The following is an 18,632-nucleotide window of genomic DNA, read 5'->3' as shown; positions in this document are numbered from 1 at the left end:
ATTCTTGATAATGCCCTTCTTCCTTATAGGCACTCGGGCATAGCGAGACGCAGTTGGATCGGTGTTGTCCGCGCCGAAGTAGAACTGAGCCACCGCGCCGCTTGAATCGTGAGCCAGGGGTGGAAGCCGACGCAGCAATGGTCGACTGTGGATAAGTGTATGTCTTGCCTTGTTCTGTGACCTCCTTTCGCTTCTTGTGATCGAACTCATAAGGCGCGAAGGGCGTAGCCCGTAGCGCCTTGCTACGAGCAGTAGTCGTCAATCGGTGGCGTCGGTTGGATCGGCCTTGGCGCCTGTCTTGCGGGTCTGCTCCCTGGCCTTGATGCGCTTCTTNAGGTGGTGGGCTCGGCGCGCTCCCACAGCGCCTGCGTGACCGGGCGCTGCAGGAAGATCGAGGTGCCCAGGTTGCCCTGCAGCACTTCGCGCAGCCAGTAGCCGAACTGCACGGGCAGGGGTTTATCCAGGCCGTAGTCCTTCTGCACGCGGGCGATGTCGGCGGCGGTGGCCTGGTCGCCCAACAGCACGGAGATGGGGTCGCCCGAAGCCGCGCGCGTGAGCACGAAGACCAGCACGGCCACCAGCGCCAGCACGATGAGCATGCCGCCCGCGCGCGAGGCGATGTAGCGAAGCGATGCGCTCTTGATCATGACGAGAACTCGATGGCGGCGGCGCTGCCGACGGCCACGTACTGCCCGGTGAACTGCACGTCGCCGTTCTTCTTCACGCGGAAGATGGTCACGTTGTCGCCCTGCTTGTTGTGGCACACGTAGAGAAAGCGTCCGCTCGGCTCGAGCGTGCAGCTGCGCGGGTAGTTGCCGCGCGTCCACTCTTCGCGCACCAGCGTGGGTGCGCCGGTGCGCGCATCGACCTTGAAGATGGAGATCGAATCGTGCAGCCGGTTGAGCGACACGAAGTGCGTGCCGCCCGGCAGCATGCGGATGCCCGAGGCGTAGCTGGTGCCCTTGAAGCCGGCCGGCAGCGCCGAGGTCTCGCTCACGAGCGTGAGCACGCCGGTGGCGCCGTCGTAGCGCAGGAAGGCGATGGTCGAGGCCTCTTCGTTCACGAGGTAGACCCACTTGCCGTTCGGATGGAAGGCGAAGTGGCGCGCGCCCGAGCTCTCGGACACGGCCACCGTGCTCGGCTGGCTCAGCACGCCGGTGGCGCGGTCGAAACGGTACGAGATGACGCGATCGAGCCCCAGGTCGGCCACGAGCACGAAGTTGCCGGCCGGGTCGGCCTGCACCATGTGGGCGTGCGGGCCGTCGTGGTCGCTGGTGGCAAAGCCTTCGTGCGAACGCGCGGCCAGCGGCACCACGTCGGCGCCGGGCTTGCAGGGCGTGGCGGCGCCGCAGGCCGCGACGTCCTTGTAGACGACGGCGGCGCGGTCGGTGTCGAAGGTTCCGTCGGCGCGCAATGCGATCACGCTGACGTCGCCGCTGGCGTAGTTGGCGGTGAACACGAAGCGGCCGTCGGGGTGCACGCTCAGGTGCGCCGGGTCCTTGCCGCCGCAGGGCACCTCGGCCACGAACGACAGCGCGCCGTTCGCGCCGATGCGGAAGGCCGAGACGGAGCCGGCTTCGAATTCGTTGGCGGCGTAGAGCATCGGCAGCGTCGGGTGGCGCGCGAGCGAGGCGGGGTTGCGCAGCTTCGCATCGCTGCCCGCACTCGCCACGGCGGGTGGCGCGCCAGGGATGGGCTTGAGCGCGCCGGTCGCGCCGTCCACCACGAACTGGTGCACGCCCAAACCGCGCCCACCGCGCCACGGCTTGCCGCCGTCGCTGTAGGTGCCGACGTAGGCGTACACGGGGCCCGAAGTGGTGGCTTGAGCGGGAGTGGCCATGGATGGTTTGAGTCCGAGGGCGCCGAGGCCGGAGGCCAGTGCGCTGACTTGCAGAAGTTGACGACGCGACGGCATGGCGGTGCTTGCGGCCTTACTTGATCTTCGCGTTCCAGAAGAACGGCCAGGTCGCGGGCTGGTAGTTGTCCAGCGCCGGGCTCTTGGCCGAGAGGCCGTTGAACTTGCCGACGTTGATGTAGGGCACTTCGTCGTACACCACCTGTTGCACCTTGCCCCACAGCGCGCCGCGCTTGGCCGGGTCGCTCTCGGTATTGAAGGCGCTGAGCGCGGCCTTCTTGGCGGGCGAATCCCACCAGCCGGGCGCACCGTCGCCCAGTTGCGGCGGCGAGAGCATGGGCTCGGGGAACTGGCCCGAGTGGGTCACGTAGATGTCCCACAGCTTCGGGTCGTTGCGGCGTTGCACCAGCGTGGCCCAGTCGACCACGTTGAGGTCGACCTTGAAGCCGGCGCGCTTGAGCTGCTCGGCCATCAGGAGCGACATGTTGTAGTGGAAGTCGTACTGGCGGCTCGTGAGCACGCGGATCGGCTCGCCCTTGTAGCCGGCCTTGGCGGCGGCGTCTTTCGCCTTGGTGGCGTTGCGTTGGTTGTACTGGTCGGCGCCCGCGGCCGAGTAGAACGGCGAACTCTTGGGAAAGTGGTTCGCCTCCGCGATGAAGAAGCGCGTGTCGCCGAAGCCGGCCGCGAGCATCTCGCCCTGGCCCAGCGCGGTCTGCACGGCCTGGCGCACGGCCGGGTTGGCGGCCACGCCTTCCTTGGTGTTGAGCACGAGGTAGGGGAAGCCGAACGACGGCGTCATGATCGGCAGCGTCTTGCCGCCGGCCTTCTCCAGGCGCGGCAGCGCTTCCACCGGCAGCAGGTCGGCGAAGTCGTACTGGCCGGCCAGCGCGCCTTCGACGCGGGTGCTGGCGTTGGGCACGGGCACGAAGCGCAGCTCTTCGATGGCCGCTTCGCGCTTGCCGCCGTAGCCGCTCGCGGGCTCCTTGCGCGCGGCGTACTTGTCGAAGCGCGTGAGCAGCACGAACTGGTCGGGGCGGCGCTCCTTGAACTTGTAGGGGCCGGTGCCGACGAAATCCTTCAGCGGCGAAGCGATGGAATCCTTGGCCATGATGGCCGCCATACCGCTAGGCAGCGCCAGCTGCGACAGCAGCGGCGCGTACGGCGCCTTCAGCACGATCTCCACGCCCAGCGGGCCCTTGGCCTTCAGGCTCTCGATTTCCTTGCCCACGGCCTTGCCGCGCGGCGACTGGTCCATCCAGCGCTGCAGGCTGGCCACCACGTCGTCGGCCGTGAGCTCGCGCCCGTTGTGCAACGCCACGCCCTTGCGCAGCGTGATCGCGTAAGTCTTGCCGTCGGCGGAGATCTTGGGCATGCCTTCGGCCAGCATCGGCACCACGTTCCACTTGGCGTCGAAGGTGTAGAGCGTCTCGTACACGTGCTGCATGATGGTTCCGACCAGATCGGCCGTGGAGGCCATCGGGTCGAGCGTCTGCGGTTCGGCCACCATTGCCAGCGTGGCGAAGTTGCGCGGGCCCTGCGCGTGGGCGCTGGGGTGAGGCAGTGCGGCACACAGCATCGCGAGCAGGGAAGCTCCCAGCAGGCTGCGCTTCGACAGGCGGGGCAGGCGCTGGACAAGACCGGCGTGAGACATGGAGAACTCCTTCATGGGGCGGACTGATTTATGAAAGAAATTTTCTTTCTAGGCCGAACTCTGAAGCAGACTTCATGCCAAATCATCCGTATTAACCCTTGTTGAGGGGTTATTCTGAAAAAGTCTTTCAAATCAGGCGGATACTGCGGCCCTCACCCGCCCCACTCAACCCCTCTCACTTACAGGAGTTCCCATGCCCCTCGAATACCTCGGCGCCCCGCCCATCGCTTCCGACCGCCAGGCCCGCCCCTTCTCCCCCGCCGTGCGCGCGGGCGATTTCGTCTACGTGTCGGGCCAGGTGCCCGCCAACGCGCAGGGCGAGATCGTGGCCGGCGGCATCGAGGTGCAGACGCGCCAGGTGATGGAGAACCTCAAGACCGTGCTCGCGCTGGCCGGCGCCACGCTCGACGACGTCTGCAAGAGCACCGTCTGGCTGCACGACGCGCGCGACTTTGGTGCCTTCAACCGCGTCTACATGAGCTACTTCGGTGAAAACAAGCCGGCGCGCTCGACCACCGAGGCGCGCCTCATGGTCGATGCGAAGGTCGAGATCGACGTGGTCGCCTACAAGCCCAAGGCCTGATCAGGCCGGTCGCAGTTCGGTCTTGCGCTGCACGATGCGCGAGACCAGCCCGTACTCCACGGCCTCCGTGGCCGACAGCCAGCGGTCGCGCTCGATGTCGGCCAGCACCACGTCGATGGGCTTGCCGGTTTCGCGCGCGATCTCGTGCGCGATGCGCTGGCGGGCCTTGATGATTTCCTGCGCCTGGATCGCGATGTCGGTCGCCTGACCGCCCGCGCCGCCGCTGGGCTGGTGGATCAGGAAGCGCGTGTTGGGCAGGCACACGCGGCGCTCGCGCGGCGCCGCCAAAAACAGGTGCGTCGCCGCGCTGCCCACCCAGCCGGTGCCGATCATGTGCACCGGCGCGCTGATGAAGCGCACCACGTCATGGATGGCGTCGCCCGACTCCAGGTGCCCGCCGGGCGAGCTCACGAGGATGTCGATGGGCTTGTCGCCGCTGTCGGCATCGAGCGCGATGAGCCGGCGCGTGACATCGGCGGCCACGCTGTCGGTGATGCTGCCGAAGATCAGCAGCGTGCGCGACTTGAAGGCTTTCTCCTCGAGGTAGGAATTGCGCGGCTCGGCCGTCGCCGCGGGCGGGGTGTCGTCGTCGGTTTCCAGTGTTGAAAACATGGGCTGCATGAAGAAAGCTCCTGTGGTTGAACTGTCTTGACGAACAAGCCCACAGTTTCGTGACATTGCGCCTGCCGTGGCAAGCAGCACCGTGGTGCCACGGTGCCACGTGCCGCTCAGGCGGCCATCCGGGGCGACACCACGGCCCTTCGGGGTGTACCGACGCCGGCCAGCACCGGCCGGCCCGTCATCGCGCCGCAATGGTCCAGCGCCTGGCGCAGGACGGTATCCACGTTGCGCAGCGACAGCCCGTAATGGGAGGCCACCTCCTGGCGCGTCTTCTCCTCGATGCGCAAGGCCTCGAGCACCGCCCGGTGACGCCGCGGCAGGCCCTGCATCGCGCGGTCGACCGAACCGACTTCGGCGCGCACTTCGGCCATGTCCTCGGGCCCGGGCGCGTGGTCGATGGCCGACTCGACGGCGGTGTGCGGGTCGTCCACATAGCGCCATGCCCCCTCGCTGCGCAACCGGTCCATGGCCAGGTTGCAGGCCACGCGATAGACGTAGGCGCTGGGGTTCTCCACGGGTGCGCCCACCCGCAGGTGGCCCAGCCGCAGCCAGGCGTCGTGCAGGCATTCGCTGGCCATCTCGGCGCACCCGAGATGGCGGGTCAGCTTGCGCCGCAACCCTTCGTAGTTGGCGCAGAGAAAAACCTGCAGCGCCAGGCGACGCTGCGCTTCGTCCCGCAGCCCATCGGCCGCCTCGTCGCGCGCCGGTGCTTCCTGTTCGCAAAGGACACTGGGTGCCATGACATGCCGCTCCTGCCCGCCTAGCGGTCCTGCTGCAGGCGACGACGCTCGTCGCTGCTCAGGGCCGCCCAGTGCCTGGGGTCGATCTTGCGGCCCATGCCCACCACCTGCACGGGGTTCTGCGGGTCGTAGTCGACCTGCGCCCCGGATTGCAGTCCCGACCGCGGCGCCGGCGCGTCGCGCCCCTCTTGTGCGGGCTCGTTGCCGAAGCCGAGCACGCGCACCGTGAAGACCGACGCCAGCGCCTGCCGCGCGGCCGCGCGCTCGCGCTGCACCGCGTCCTGCGCGGCGGCCGTCGCCTGCGCAGCGGCAGCGCTCGCGTTGGTGAGCGCGCCGATGTTCACCGACGCGATCACCGGCAGGCCCTTGGTCTCGCCCTTGACCTGGATGTTGTCCGCGTTGAGCACCTGCAGCGCCGCGATGTTCAGGTTGCCCGCCACGCGCAAGCCCGCATCGCCGGCGTTCACGGTGCCGCGCGGCGCGACCAGGTCGACGTCGCCGTCGCCCACGGTGCCGATGCCGCTGCCGCTCATGTCCGACTTCTCGCGGATCACCGTCACGCCGTCCAGGTCGGTGGACACCTCGGGCGCCGATGGCACGCGCAAGGTCTTGGCGCCGCGCCCGGCGTCGATGTCGCCGACGGTGGACCAGATGATCTGGTCGCTGCCCTGCTTCGTGACCTCGGGCACGAACGACAGGATGCGCGACTGGTTCACGGTGACGTCGTTCCTGGCCGCAATGCCGATGTGCCCCGACGCCAGCGTCACCAGACCGTAGCCGGCCGGCACCGCGGCGCCCAGCGCCGCCACCTGCAGGCCGCCGCCGGGCGTGAGCACGTCGATGTCGCCGCCGGCCATGGTGCGCAGCATCAGCTTGTTGGCCGCCACGTCGCCCTTCCATGTGTCGCCCGGGAACAGCGTCTCGATGGCCGTGTAGCCGCGGTTGTAGCCGCCGTTGCGCGGCAGGCCACCGGTGCCCGGCTCGTTCTGGTCGCGCCCGGCTTCGCGCAGTTCGAGCAGGTAGACCTGCCGCAGGAACTGCTGCTGCGCGAGCTGGGGCAATTTCTGGAAGCGCGCCCAGGCTTCGAGCGGCTCCAGCTTTTCGCCGGTCATGTCCGACATGAACGAGACGAGGCCGCGGCGCACGGTTTTTTCCTGCCCGCCTGCGCGCGTTTCGACCTGGTCCACCAGGTAGATGGGCAGCACGCTGCCGTCCGCGCCCCGGGTCTTCAGGTAGTCGGGCATGGACGCGACCTTCGACGGATCGAGGTAGGCGGCCGTGAACGCGTCGTAGCCCACGGCGTGGTTGAGCCCGGCCATGGCGGTGATGGCGGCGCCGTGTTCCGGCAGGCCCTTGACCTGCGTCTCGGGCAGCGCGCGGTTGTTCCTGTCGTAGCGCTGGTTGCCCAGCGTCTGCACCTGCAGGTTGTCGGCGTACAGGTCGCGGCCGGCGGCCAGCACCAGCGTGCCGGGGCCCTGGATCTCGATGTTGCCGGTCAGGCCCACCGAGAGATCGTTGTTCGTGTCCAGCCGCGCCGTGCTCTGCATCGCCAGGATGTCGTTGCCCGCCTCCAGCAGCGTGACGTCGGACCCACGCAGGTTGCGGCCCGCCAGCCGCAGGCCGCGGATGTCGGTGCCCGCGCGCACCCAGGTCTGCTCGTTGGCCTTCACGTCGAGCCCCACGATGGAGCCCTGCGATGCATAGATGCGGCTGGGCTCGAAGTCGTTGGCCAGCGGCAGCACCTCGGGGTTGTTCACGGTGCGCAGGTACGTGTTGTTGACCGGCGAGGCCAGTGCCCGCTCGATCAGGTTGTCGAGCATGTCCTCCATGTTCATCTGGCTGAACGGCGAGCCCGCGCCGGCCGGCATGTAGCCCGTGGGCATCATCGCGGGCGTGGCGTAGGCCATGACGAGCGGCGCGTCGAAGCGGATGTCGTTCTTCGCGACCACCCGCACGTCGTTGGTGGTGCCCGGCAGCACGTACAGCGGCCCGTCGATGGCAATGCCGCCGTTCAGGGCGGCCACCGAAAAGCGCGCCGGATACCGGTTGCCGCCGAAGCCCACCAGCGTGTCCTTCTCGACCCAGCGCAGCAGCAGGTCGCGGAAGATGAACTCGGTCCGGTTCACGAAGGTGATGTTGCCGCCGGTCGACACCAGCCGCAGCGCGCTGCGGTCGGTGTAGCCGCTCATGTAGGCGCCGTAGTTCAGCACCTGGCCGTCGCCTCGCAGGCCCTCGCCGTAGGTCACCAGCAGCGGATCGACCACCGTTTGCAGGCGCAGGTCACCGGCCGTGCGCAGGCTCAGCGTGGCGTCGCCCAGCGCGAGGATCGGCGCCACGGTGTAGCTGCTCTTCGTCAAGCCGCCGCCGCTGTCGTCGCGGGTTATCGTCACCGTGTGGCCGACCGCCGTTTCGCCGGCGCGGATGTCGCCCGCGCCGCGCGCCACGTAGTACTGGCCGCCGCGGATCGCGCCGCCGGCCTGCACCGTCATGGCGCCGCCGTTGCGCATTTCCATGGCCATGGCCTCGCTGACGGAACGGCCGCCGCGCATCCGCATGTGGGTCGGCAAGGCGACCAGCAGGTTGCGCAGGTCGCCGCCGGCGTCCACGCTGACGTTGCCGCCGCCCAGCGCGCCCACGCCCTGCTGGAAGCGCCCGTAGTCGATCCACCAGCTCGACTGCTCGGGTGCATGAATGACGGGGCCGTAGACGCCGTCCGGGTTCCAGCCGTTTTCGCCGTTGGTGTATTCGCCGAAGAAGCGCTTTTCATTGAGCGTGCCCTGCCGGTTGAGCCACTCGCTGAAGTGCTGGCCCGACGGCGCGGCCTCGATGCTGCCCTGCGCGCCGATGGCGAGGTTGCCGCCTTCCACGCCGTAGCTCGCGTTCGGGTTGGCGGTGGAGAAGTCGCTCCACACCGTCGTGTCCTTGCGCCCGGCGGTGTAGATCACCGATTCCTTGTGCGCCAGCGTGAGGTCGCGGCCCGCGCGCACTTCGAGGTCGCCGGTGCCGGTGCGCACGAGCTTGCCCGCGCCGTTGTCAGGCTTCGGGTCGATGTCGGTGGGCACGGCGGTGTTGGCCGTGCCCACGGTGATCGACCCCTTGCCCACGGCCTGCGCCGCGAGCGGCTTGAGCGCCATCGCATCGGCCGAGGCCAGTTCGCCGCCGGCCACCAGCCGCAGGTTCCACGACGGGCCCGCCTGCAGCCGGCCGCTGCGGTCGACCGCGTCGAAGCCATCGCTCAGGTGGCCGTTGATGGCGAGGTTGCCGCCCGCGCGCAAGGTCAGCGTGCCTTCGCGCGCGCCGGAGAAATCGCTGAAAAGATTCCAGTCGCTGTTCAACGCGAGGTCGCCCGCGCTGCGGACCTCGATGCCGGGCATCACGGCCAGCCCGGTGCCCAGCCGTGCCGCCACCCCGGCCGATGCGGCACGAAAACGCGCGGCATCGGCAATGGCGTCGGGCTTGACCGAATCGACCGTGGCGCCGTCGTAGTCCTTCACGTCGTAGACGCTCACGCCTTCGAGCACCGCCGAGCGCGCACCGTTCACCGCAACGTTCAGCGCGCCGACCGCGACGTCGTCGTGCGCGGCGTTCTGCCGCGCGCGCAGGCGCACCTTGCCGCCTTCGTTGCCGGCCACGTCGATCAGGCCGCCTTGCAGGTTGAGTTGCCCGCCCGCCGCTTCGAGCGTGACGCGGCCGTTGCCCAGGCTGCCGGTGGCACCGGCGAGCAACTGCGCGCCGGCCTGCATTGCCACGCCGTTGCCGGCGGTGATGCGAATGGCGCCGCCGTAGGCCGAGCGCGCATCCACCGTGCCCGAGATGTCGATGCTGCCCCGGTCCGCCGTGAGGCCGAAGTCTTCCACCTGCGTGAAGCCGCCCAGTGCCACGTTGCCCTGGCGGATGCGGAACTGGCGCGAGCGGTTGAAGCCGGCGTCGTTCAGCCGCTGGCTCACGCCGGCGAAATCGGGCAGCGCCTCGATGTCGAGCGCGAAGCTGCCGGCCTTGCCACCGGTGCGGCTCGCCTGCGCCGCGATCAGGCCGTCGAGCACCACCGTGCCGCCCTGCGATGCCGCAAGGCTCAGCGTGCCGGCGTCGCCGCCCCTCGGGTGGGCGGCCAGGTCGAGCCGGCTGCCGGCCTCCAGCCGCACGTCGCCGCCCACCGCCGACAGGCCGATGCGGCCCGCGTCCGCGTATTCGGCCACGTCGAAGAACTGCTTGGCGGAGCCGCTCACGTCGATGGTGGCGCCGCGCGCCACGACCAGGCTGCCGCCGGTCGCCGTCATGTCGATGCTGCCGCCCCGCGCCACCGCCCGGCCGTCGAAGGCAATGCTGCGCCCGCTGAGGGCCAGGCGCAGGCCCAGGCTTTCCTTCGGGTCGAACGACGCGGCCTCGCCTTGCGCCGAAGCGACGACCTGCAAGGCGCCGCCCGTGGCAATCGACTGCGCCGCGCCGCCGCGGCCGGTCAGCAGCGGCGTGTTCAGCGTGAGCGGCGACGCGCCCGTGTCGATGCCGCCCGCGCCCTCGCCGATGATCGCGTTGCGGCCCGCCAGCGTCACCGCGCCGAAGCCCGAGAACGTCTTCTGGCCCGCGCCCAGCACCAGCGTGGCCGCGTCCAGCGTGAAGCCGCCCGCACCGCCGGCGGCGGGCACGCCGGTGCCGCCCCCGCCGCTGTTGACGAGCGCGATGCTGTCGCCCTTGATCGTCACGCCGCCCGCGCCGCGGCCCACGAATGCGCCGCCGTCGAAGGTCAGCGATTTCAGGCCGGCCGCGCCCAGGTCGAGCGAGCTGTAGAAGTCGAAGTCGGTGTAGCTGCGCAGCGTCAGGCGCGTCGAACGGCCCAGCTGCGCAAGCGCGCCGCTGTCCAACACCATGCCTTCGGTGCCGCCGCCGAAGCCGATGCGGCCGGCCGCCACCGACAGGTCGGTGCCCGCAATCTGCGCCGAAGCCGCCAGTTCCGTCGTGCGCGTGGCGTCGATCAGCAAGGCCGCGTCGCCGTTGACGATGGCGCCCGCACCGATGGAAACCAGCCCGCCGCGCGAAGTGTCCACGCCCTGGCGGATGACCTTGACCGCATCGCCGGTGGCCACGCGCACCAGCGCGCCCCAGTCCCTGGCCGCCGAGACGAGCACGTCGTCCACCGCGTCCTTGGCGTCGATCACGCCGTCGAAGTTGTCGTCCAGTTGCCCGTCCGGGTCGGCGTAGACCGCCGCCACCCGCGGCTTCATGACCAGGTTGCCCGCGCCGCGCCCGCCCGCGCCCTTCGCGCTGACACGGCTTCCGCCCTCGATGGCCACCTTGTCGCTGGCCGCCAGGATGATCTCGGGGCCGGACAGCTCGGAGCCCTCGTTGTTGCGCACCACGATGTCGGTCGCGGTCACGTCCAGTTCCAGGCCGAGCGCGTTGCCTTTGCGCTTGCCGCCCACCAGCAGGCTGCCCGCGCCGAAGTTCGACAGGCTCGCCGCATCGATGACGAGGTAGCCGTCGGCCTGCAGGCTGGCGCTGTCCTGCCCGCTGCCGACGATGGCGATCTTCTTGCCGGCAATGTCGACCAGCCCGCCGCGCCCGCCCTCGTCGGGCGCCGAGCGCAGCGTGCCGTCCAGCACCAGCCGGCGGCCGGCGTCGAACACCACCGCACCGCCGTCGCGCGGCAGGCGCGGCGTGACCACGTTCTGCCCGGTCAGGCGGTACTGCGTGAGCTTGAAGGCCTCGGACGAGAAGAAGTCGTTGGCCGTGGCCTCGTTGTATTCGGAGTAGCGCCGCAGCACGGCGCCGGACATCACGCGCCAGGCCGACGCCTGCGCGTCCTGGTTGCCGCCATAGGCATTGCCGGCCTTGCCCTGCATGACGAGGCTGCCGTCCGGTGCGCGGGTGGCGGGCGCGAGTGCGCCGCCCCAGGCCTTGCCCGTTGCCTGCACCGCGAAGGCACCGGGCAGCAGCGCATAGCGCGCGGGCAGCAGCGTGTACCAGCCGGCCGCCAGACCGGGGCCACCGGCGAGCCAGACACGCTGGCCCGCCGCGGCACCGCCAGCGGGCGCCGCGCCGGCCTGCCCCGGCAGGATCGCGTACATGCCGGGCATGTTCAGCATGTCGTGCGAGCCGCCCGGGCCCGGCACGAATTCGGAGGCATGCAGGTCGCCGCCGCCCGCGATGTCCACCACCGCGCCACGCGCCAGCGCCACGTCGGGCGACTTCATGGTGATGCGTTTTTCAGGCGGCGCGACCAGCGAGCCAGTCGACGGATTGGTGGGATCGACCGCCTTCGACGGGTCGTGCCAGTGCTCGTTGTTGGACAGCGTGCCAAAGGGCACGGTCATTCCGGCGCCCGACACCGAGGTGAGGCTGCCCGCGCCCAGCGACAGGCGCTCGCCGGCGTTCAGCTCGATCTGGCCGAAGGGCGCGCGCAGCACACCGTTCTGCGCGATCACCGGTGCTTCCAGGCGCAGGCTGCCGCCGGCCGACAGCGGCGCGCTGCCGGCATCGCCCAGGCGCTCGACGGTGATGGAATCGCCGGCGCGGATCACGCCGGTCATCGCGGTGGTCGGGTACACCTGGCCGGCGTTCAGCACCAGTTGCCCGTCCACGTCCAGGTTGACCTGCAGCCGGGTTTCTTCGTTGATCGGCGAAGGCAGCGCGCCGCCCATGCGGATCTCTCCGGCTTCGAGCACCGTGCGGCCGAAGCCGCCGATGCGCACGGCGCCGGCCTGGAACTGGGTCGGGTCTTCCGATGCCGAGATGTCGATCAGCGAGCCGGCCACGGTGAGCTGCCCCGCCCCTGCCGACGATGCCGGCGCTTCAGGCGAGGCGGCAGGCACGGCCGACAGCACGATGCGTGGCGCGCGCAGCGACGACGACGAGCCCGCGTGCCCGACGATCGGCCCCTGCAGCCAGATCGAGCGGCCCAGCGCGAGGTTCGCGTTGTCCAGGCGAATCGCGCCCTGCGTCGCATTCACCAGAGAGAGGTCGGCAAAGCCGCCGTCCTTGAAGGCCTGCGGACGCACCGTCAGCGTGGACACCTGGCCGGGCTTGTTCAGCAGGTCGCGCAGCAGGTCGCTCGAAAAGAGCGCGTCGCGGAACAGGTCCAGCGCCTGCGGTGTCAGGCCGAACTGCGCCGCATCGAGCGCGCCGTTCGCGCCGGGCAGGCCCAGCCGGTCGGACACCACCAGCTCCTTCACGTCCGCCAGCTTCGCGAGCAGCGCCGACGACAGGATCATCGGCCCGTCGATCTCGTAGCCGTAGCTGCGCAGGCCGGGCGCCCAGTCGTAGTCCACGCCCTGCCGCCAGTCGCTGCACACGCCGTCCACCGCCAGGCCCACGCAGTCCGGGTCTTGCAGCACGCGTTGCAGTTGCTCCAGCGGCGAGCCTGTCGGGCCCGATGTCGCGGTCATGTTCAGGCGGATGCGCCCGCCGATGCCGTTGGGCCCGCCCGCCTTGCCCACCATCGTGCTTTCGATCAGGCCCTTGCCCGTGATCTCGATCAGGCCGCCGTTGCTGTCCAGCCGGATCTCCGGTGCGGGCCGGGGCACGCGCGTGCCCGAGGGGCCGGCGTCGGGCACGCCGTCGATCGTGCCGGTGGCGCCCGACACGTCGATGAGCGCATCTTTCTCCAGCCGCATGTCGCCCGCCAGGATGCTCACCGTGCCGCCGTCGCGCACCTCGCCCACGCGGCGGCCGCTGCTGCTGTCGATGCGGATCAACGGCACGCCGCGCGCCAGCAGCTCGGCGCCGGTTTCGAGGACGACCGTGCCGCCGCTCAGCCCGATGCGGCCCGCCGGTGCGTCAAGGCGCCCGCCGACCGTCAGCACGCCCTGTTCGCCGCCGGCGTTCAGCGACAGGCTGCCGCCGGTGTCGGTGCGCACGCTGGCGCCCCGCGCGATGCGAACCGGGCCGTTCTCGGTGCCGAGCGACAGCGCCGCGGGGCTTCGCGCCGCGCGTTCGTCGGGCCGCAGCATGCCCAGGGGCGCTGCCTCGGCCAGGTTGCGGCCGCTCGGCAGGTCGCGCCAGGCGAAGTTGTTCAGGTCGATGCTCGTGGCCTGCTGCGACACCACCACGCCTTCGGGCACCACGATGCCCTTGCCTTCGCCGCGCACCGAGACCGTGACGTTGCCGAATCCGCGCTCGCCGAAGAGCGTGGGCGGCAGCATCACCACCGAGGAGGCCGAAGTGGCCTCGGCTTCGTCCGGCGGCGAAACGGGCGGCACGCCACCGATCTGCACCGCCGAGGCGGTCTGGATCGACAGGCTGCCCGCCGAGCCCGCTGCATGGGCGCGCATGTTCAGTGCGTTCAGGTCGAGGTCGGGCGTCACGCCGGCCAGCGAAATGGACCCCGCATTGCCCACGCGCAGCGTCGGCAGGCCCTGCTTGCCGGGGTCCGCGCGGCCACCGCCCGATACGTCGAGCACGGCATCCTTGTGGGCCACGATCTTTCCGGCAAGCACCGTGATCGCGCCGCCGTCCAGCGCCCAGGCGCCGCGCAGTGCGCCGTCGCGCCAGGTGTTGATCCACTGGCCGCTGGCGTCCAGCCGGCCCTGCTCGCCGAGCTCCACTTTTCCGTAGGCCGACGACAGCCCGATCTGTCCGCCCGGCACGCGGATCAGTCCGTTGATGCGGATGTCGTTGGTCGAGCCTTCGGTGCCGGCCACCGAGAGCGACGCGCCCGGCGACAGGTTCAGCGCCGCGCCGCTCGAAAGTTCGAAGTCGCCGTTGATGTGGTTCAGCACGATGGTGCCCATGCCCGAATTGCTGAGCATGTCGTCCGACAGGAAGGTGAGCTTGCGCGACTTCTGCTCGCCCGGCTTCAGCTGCACATAGAAGTCGTCGCCGAGCTTCGTGTTCGCATCGAAGTCCTGCGCGAGCCGCTTCGGGTCGTGGCTGACGATGATGGTGCCCGGCGACCACGGCCGGCCATCCGGCGAGTTCTCGCCCAGCTGCAGCCGGCCGCCCTTGTTGCCGCCCGGGTTCTTCGACTGGCGCTCGCCCACCACCACGCCGCCCAGCATGTCGCCCTCGAGCACCATGGTGTCGCCCGCGTAGATCTGCACGGCGCCGGCCTTGCGCCCTTCGGTGTAGCCGGCTTCCTTGTAGTCGGCGCCGATGAGCGGCGTGCGCCAGGTGGTCTTCACGCCCCAGCGCGCATGCTGGTGGGTGAACTCGCCCGCGATGCCGGTGTAGTCGGTGTCGGACATGGCCCGGTCCATGGTGTGCACGCGGCCGTCGGCGCCCATGAGCTTGGTCGCGGTGTTCATGCCGTCGGTGTAGCGCACCGAGCCGCCGGACACGTCCAGCATCGATCCCGTGCGCGTGATCACCGAGCCGCCCGAGCGCATCTCGATGCTGCCCGCGTTGGCCGAAAGCTCGCCCAGGTCGGTCTTGCCCACGCCCACCCAGCCGCTCACGTCGCCCAGCGGCGTGCCCACCCAGGCACCGGGAATGTAGGTGGCGCCGTCAGGGCCCAGCACCCATTGCACGCCCGCCATCGGGCCGTCCTTGAACACGCCGCTCACGCGCCGGTCGACGATCACCTTCTTGCCACGCACCCACGCGTCGAGCTGCATGGGTGAGTCGCGCAGTTCGTTGATGCGCAGTTCGGCCTCGATGAAGTTGCGCGACATGGCCACCTGCATGCCCTGCAGGCCGGCCACGCTGAGGAAGGCATCGTTGTCCACGTAGATGCGGCTCGCGTCGCGCAGGCTGCCGGGCTTGAAATACGGGAACAGCGTGAACATCGGATTGACCGCCGACTCGAGCTTGATGGTTCCCGCCGGCACCAGCACGCCGGCCTTCGAGCGGATGTCGATCAGTTGCCCGTACAGGCTCACGCGGCCCGGCTGGTAGCGCGTGGCAAGCGCCGACGCCTCGATCTCGCTCGTGTCCGAGGTGTCGGGCAATACCTGCGAAATGCTGCCCTCGCCCAGCGTGAGCGTGCCGGCCGACCAGTTGATCAGGTCGTTCACGCCATCGGCGTACATGTGCGAGCCCAGGCCCCAGGCGCGCAGCAGGATGGAGCCGTTGCGGTTGTTCAACGCGGTGGTTGCACTGAGCACGCCCGACTGCCGCACGTCCTGCGCCTGCAGGGTGATGTTGCCGCGGTCGGCCTGCACGGTGCCGGTGTTGACCACCTCGTAGCCGACCGCCTTGGCGCGCGCCGCCATCTCGGGCATGACGACGTCGCGCAGGCCGGCGACGAAATTGGCGTCGGCATAGACCGGCGAGAGCTTGAGCGCGCCCCACACCTGCCCGCCGGTGAAAGCCCAACCGGGCACTGCCGAAGCGGCCACGTCGAGGCCGCGGGGCGCGTTCGGGTCCTGCGTCGATGGCGTCTTCAGGTAGATGTTCTCGCCGGCCGCGAGGATGACCTGGCCGTCGGGCGCCAAGATGCGGCCCGCGTTGCGCACCTTGGGCGCGAACAGCATGACCTTGCCGCCGCTGTTCGCCGCCAGCTGCGCGCCTGCGTCGACACGCACTTCGCCGGGCGCCGCGCCGGGAACGAAGCGGTCCACGTCGCCCATCTTGTCGGGCGCGCCGCCGACGCCGGGCTTGAAACCCGCGTCGCCGTAGATCAGGGGCCGCTCGGAGGTGAACTCGCCGAACTGGGGAATCGGGAAATCGTTGCCCTGGTTGGTGAGCACCTGCGGGTTGTTGATGCCCAGCTTGAACTGCTTGTCCGACAGCGCAAGGCTGGACGCGACCAGCGAGCGCGTGTCCACCTGGCTGGAGCCGGTGAAGACGATGCCGTTGCGGTTGACCAGGTACACCGAGCCGTCGGCCTTGATCTGCCCCGCGATCTGGCTGGGGCGGCCGCTCGGATCGTTGATGCGGTTGAGCGCGATCCATGCGTTGGTGCCGTCGGGCTTGGCGCCGCCCTTCTGGTCGAACTGCACCGTGGTGTGCTTCCCGACGTTGAAGCTCTCCCAGTTCAGGATCGCCTTGTCGTCGGTCTGCTCGATGCCGACCACGGTGCGGCCGCCCGCGGCGGTCTGCACCGGCGCCCTGGCATTGAGCCAGCCTGCGGTAAGGCTGTGGGTATCGACCTTGAGGCCGCCGTCGGCCAGGCCGTCGGGGATGTCCGAGCCCCCGTTCGATGCGGCCTCGCGTGCGGCCGCCTGCGCCGCCTGTTGCGCGGCAATGGAACGCGCCGCCATGTTCAGGTTGCCCATGGAGCGCTGCAACTGTTCGCCGGCCTTGCGCTGCTCCAGCGGGTTGGTCAGCATCGATGCCGGCATGCCGTTGGGCAGGCGGCCCGTCGCCGAGGCGGTGTTCTGCACCGCGCTCTTGTTGGCGAACCAGGCGCCGCTGAAGGCCTGCTGGGCCTGGGCATCGAGCACCAGGGCGCCGTTGGCCGCCAGCGTCATGGCAATGGCGCGCGCGATCGGCGCCATGCGAAAGCGCCGCGCCTGCCGCCGGTTGTGCGCCTTCGTTGCGTGGATCGGTGTGAGGGGCCCGCGTGTGCTCATGAGTCGTTTCCGCCGGAAAGTTGAGTCGATGCACTACGACGAACGGGCGCCCCACGACCCCGCAACTTATTTTTCAGGCCGCGCACCACGGCCGTCCGATTCAGCTGAGAACGGTCAACCCGCCCGGCAACGAACGGGCGTCGAGATCGAAGGCATGCTGCAGCTGCACCAGCGCCAGGTCGAGCGATGCGATGTAGAAGCTCCCGGTGACCAGGCGGCTGCGCGCGGCCGTGTTCATCAGCACCACACGACCGCGCCGGTAGCGGTTGATCTCGTCGAGCACGTCGGACAACCGGGCCTGCGTGAACACCAGCTCACCCTTGCGCCAGGCCGACAGGTTGGCGGCGCCGACCAGCGCCACGCTGCTCACCGACGTGCCGTCGTACACCGTCTGCTGGCGCGCGCGCAGCTCACGCGCGCCCGCGGGATGCTCCACGCGCACCGCGCCTTCGATGCAGGTCACGCACACCTTGGCGTCCAGGTAGCGGACCTCGAAACGCCCCGACTCGGCCAGGCTGCGGCCGGCCCCGGCCACGACGCCGAAGGGCCGCGCGCCACTGGCCGACGACAGATCGAACGCGGCCTCGCCCTCGAGCAGGTCGACGCCGGTCGTCCGGCCGTCCACCGTGCGGCGCCGGATGCGGGTCTGGGTGTTCAGGGTGACCTGCACCCGCTCGGTGAGGCCCACCTCCAGCTGCTCGCCGGTGGCGGTGCGGTAGTCGGCACCCGATCCCGCCGGCGCGGGCCACAAGCCCGCGGACGGATGGAACACCGCCACGCCCGCGACACCGGCCATGGCCGCCGCGCCCGCTGCCGCACCGAGGAAGGCGCGGCGCGCGAGCACCGGCCGGGGCTGGTGGCGCGCATGAAACGCCGCCGCATCGGCATTGGTGCGAAGCACGCCGGCAGAGGCCTGACCGAGCACGGCCCATTGCGCCCTGGCCTCCTTGAAGACCGCCGCGTGCGCCGGGCTGCGCGCCAGCCAGTGCTTGAAGCGCTGGGCGTCCTGCGGCTTGACGGCACCCGAATGCAACAGCCGCAGCCACTCCCAGGCCTCGTGCCGCGTCGTGTCGACCGCGAGGGCGGGATCGTCGACCGGTGCCGTCAGGGGGTCGTGCATCACGGCCGCGACCCTTCTTCTGGGCCTCGGCCCGCTGCGAGCGCCAGGGTGATTCGATTCTTCACTCCGTACGACGAACGGGCCGCGCCGATCCCGCAACTATTTTTTGTCATGGGCCATCCGGGCACTCAGGTAGTCGTGCGCATGCTTGAGTTCGTATTCGACGGTGCGCAGGGAAATGCCCAGGCGTCGGGCCACTTCGGGTTGCGTCAGTCCCTCCATGTGCACGAGCACGACGACCTCGCGCCGCCGCGCCGGCATGCGGTCCAGCAGCTTGATCACGGCGTCCAGCTGCGAACGCGCCTCGGCGATCCGCGCGGGTCCCGGCGCCGTATCGGCCAGTTCCATCAGCGCATCGATTTCTTCGAAAGGCAGGTTGCGGCTCTGGCGACGCTGGATGTCCAGCGCAATGTTGAACGCCATGCGCACGAGATAGCCGCCCGGCCGCTGGATCGGCCCTGCGTCGCTTCCGCCCTGGTCGTTCACGCGCAGCCAGGTGTCGTGCAGCGCGTCCTCGGCCAGGTCGGCATTGCGCAACGCGCGGCCCAGCTGGCGCTTGAGAGCGTCGTAGTGCCTGGACAGGTAGTCCATGAGCACGGGGCGGACGTCTTCGGCCAT

8 protein-coding genes and 1 pseudogene are annotated in these 18,632 nt (G+C 69.9%); 1 reads left to right on the top strand and 8 read right to left on the bottom strand.

Features of this window, described 5'->3' with window-relative positions; all coding sequences use genetic code 11:
- Positions 1–335 precede the first annotated feature (335 nt).
- The 3 genes and pseudogenes from AC57B8_RS16400 to AC57B8_RS16390 form a co-directional block, all read right to left on the bottom strand.
- A pseudogene (locus AC57B8_RS16400) lies at positions 336–647 on the bottom strand (ABC transporter permease); the annotation flags it as partial.
- Entirely contained in the window at positions 644–1,840 is a 1,197-nt protein-coding gene (locus AC57B8_RS16395) for a lactonase family protein (RefSeq protein ID WP_496480143.1), read from the bottom strand. The pseudogene AC57B8_RS16400 and the gene AC57B8_RS16395, both read right to left, overlap by 4 nt.
- Before the next feature lie 91 nt (positions 1,841–1,931).
- Positions 1,932–3,506, bottom strand: coding sequence for an ABC transporter substrate-binding protein (locus tag AC57B8_RS16390; protein WP_496480142.1), 1,575 nt, complete (start codon positions 3,504–3,506; stop codon positions 1,932–1,934).
- 193 nt (positions 3,507–3,699) lie between these two features.
- On the opposite strand from AC57B8_RS16390, the gene AC57B8_RS16385 reads away from it, so the two are divergent.
- Positions 3,700–4,089, top strand: a complete 390-nt coding sequence (locus tag AC57B8_RS16385; protein WP_062473709.1) for a RidA family protein — start codon at positions 3,700–3,702, stop codon at positions 4,087–4,089.
- Here the strand turns inward: AC57B8_RS16385 and AC57B8_RS16380 are convergent, their stop codons facing one another.
- From AC57B8_RS16380 to AC57B8_RS16360, 5 genes are all read right to left on the bottom strand, one after another.
- Positions 4,090–4,710, bottom strand: coding sequence for an ATP-dependent Clp protease proteolytic subunit (locus AC57B8_RS16380; RefSeq protein WP_070059889.1), 621 nt, complete (start codon positions 4,708–4,710; stop codon positions 4,090–4,092).
- A gap of 107 nt (positions 4,711–4,817) precedes the next feature.
- Complete coding sequence (locus tag AC57B8_RS16375) at positions 4,818–5,450, bottom strand: sigma-70 family RNA polymerase sigma factor (protein WP_496480141.1); 633 nt, start codon at positions 5,448–5,450, stop codon at positions 4,818–4,820.
- A gap of 20 nt (positions 5,451–5,470) precedes the next feature.
- Complete coding sequence (locus tag AC57B8_RS16370; RefSeq protein ID WP_496480140.1) at positions 5,471–16,894, bottom strand: filamentous hemagglutinin family protein; 11,424 nt, start codon at positions 16,892–16,894, stop codon at positions 5,471–5,473.
- Positions 16,895–16,994: 100 nt separating this feature from the next.
- Entirely contained in the window at positions 16,995–18,014 is a 1,020-nt protein-coding gene (locus tag AC57B8_RS16365; protein ID WP_492729812.1) for a FecR domain-containing protein, read from the bottom strand.
- Between the two features lie 99 nt (positions 18,015–18,113).
- Entirely contained in the window at positions 18,114–18,632 is a 519-nt protein-coding gene (locus tag AC57B8_RS16360) for an RNA polymerase sigma factor (protein WP_307584202.1), read from the bottom strand.

It is taken from the genome of Variovorax sp. BGA-UO-ETr-C22 (assembly GCF_059567965.1).
The sequence above is the reverse complement of the archived record's forward strand: the minus strand, read 5'-3'. Positions and strand labels throughout refer to the sequence as shown.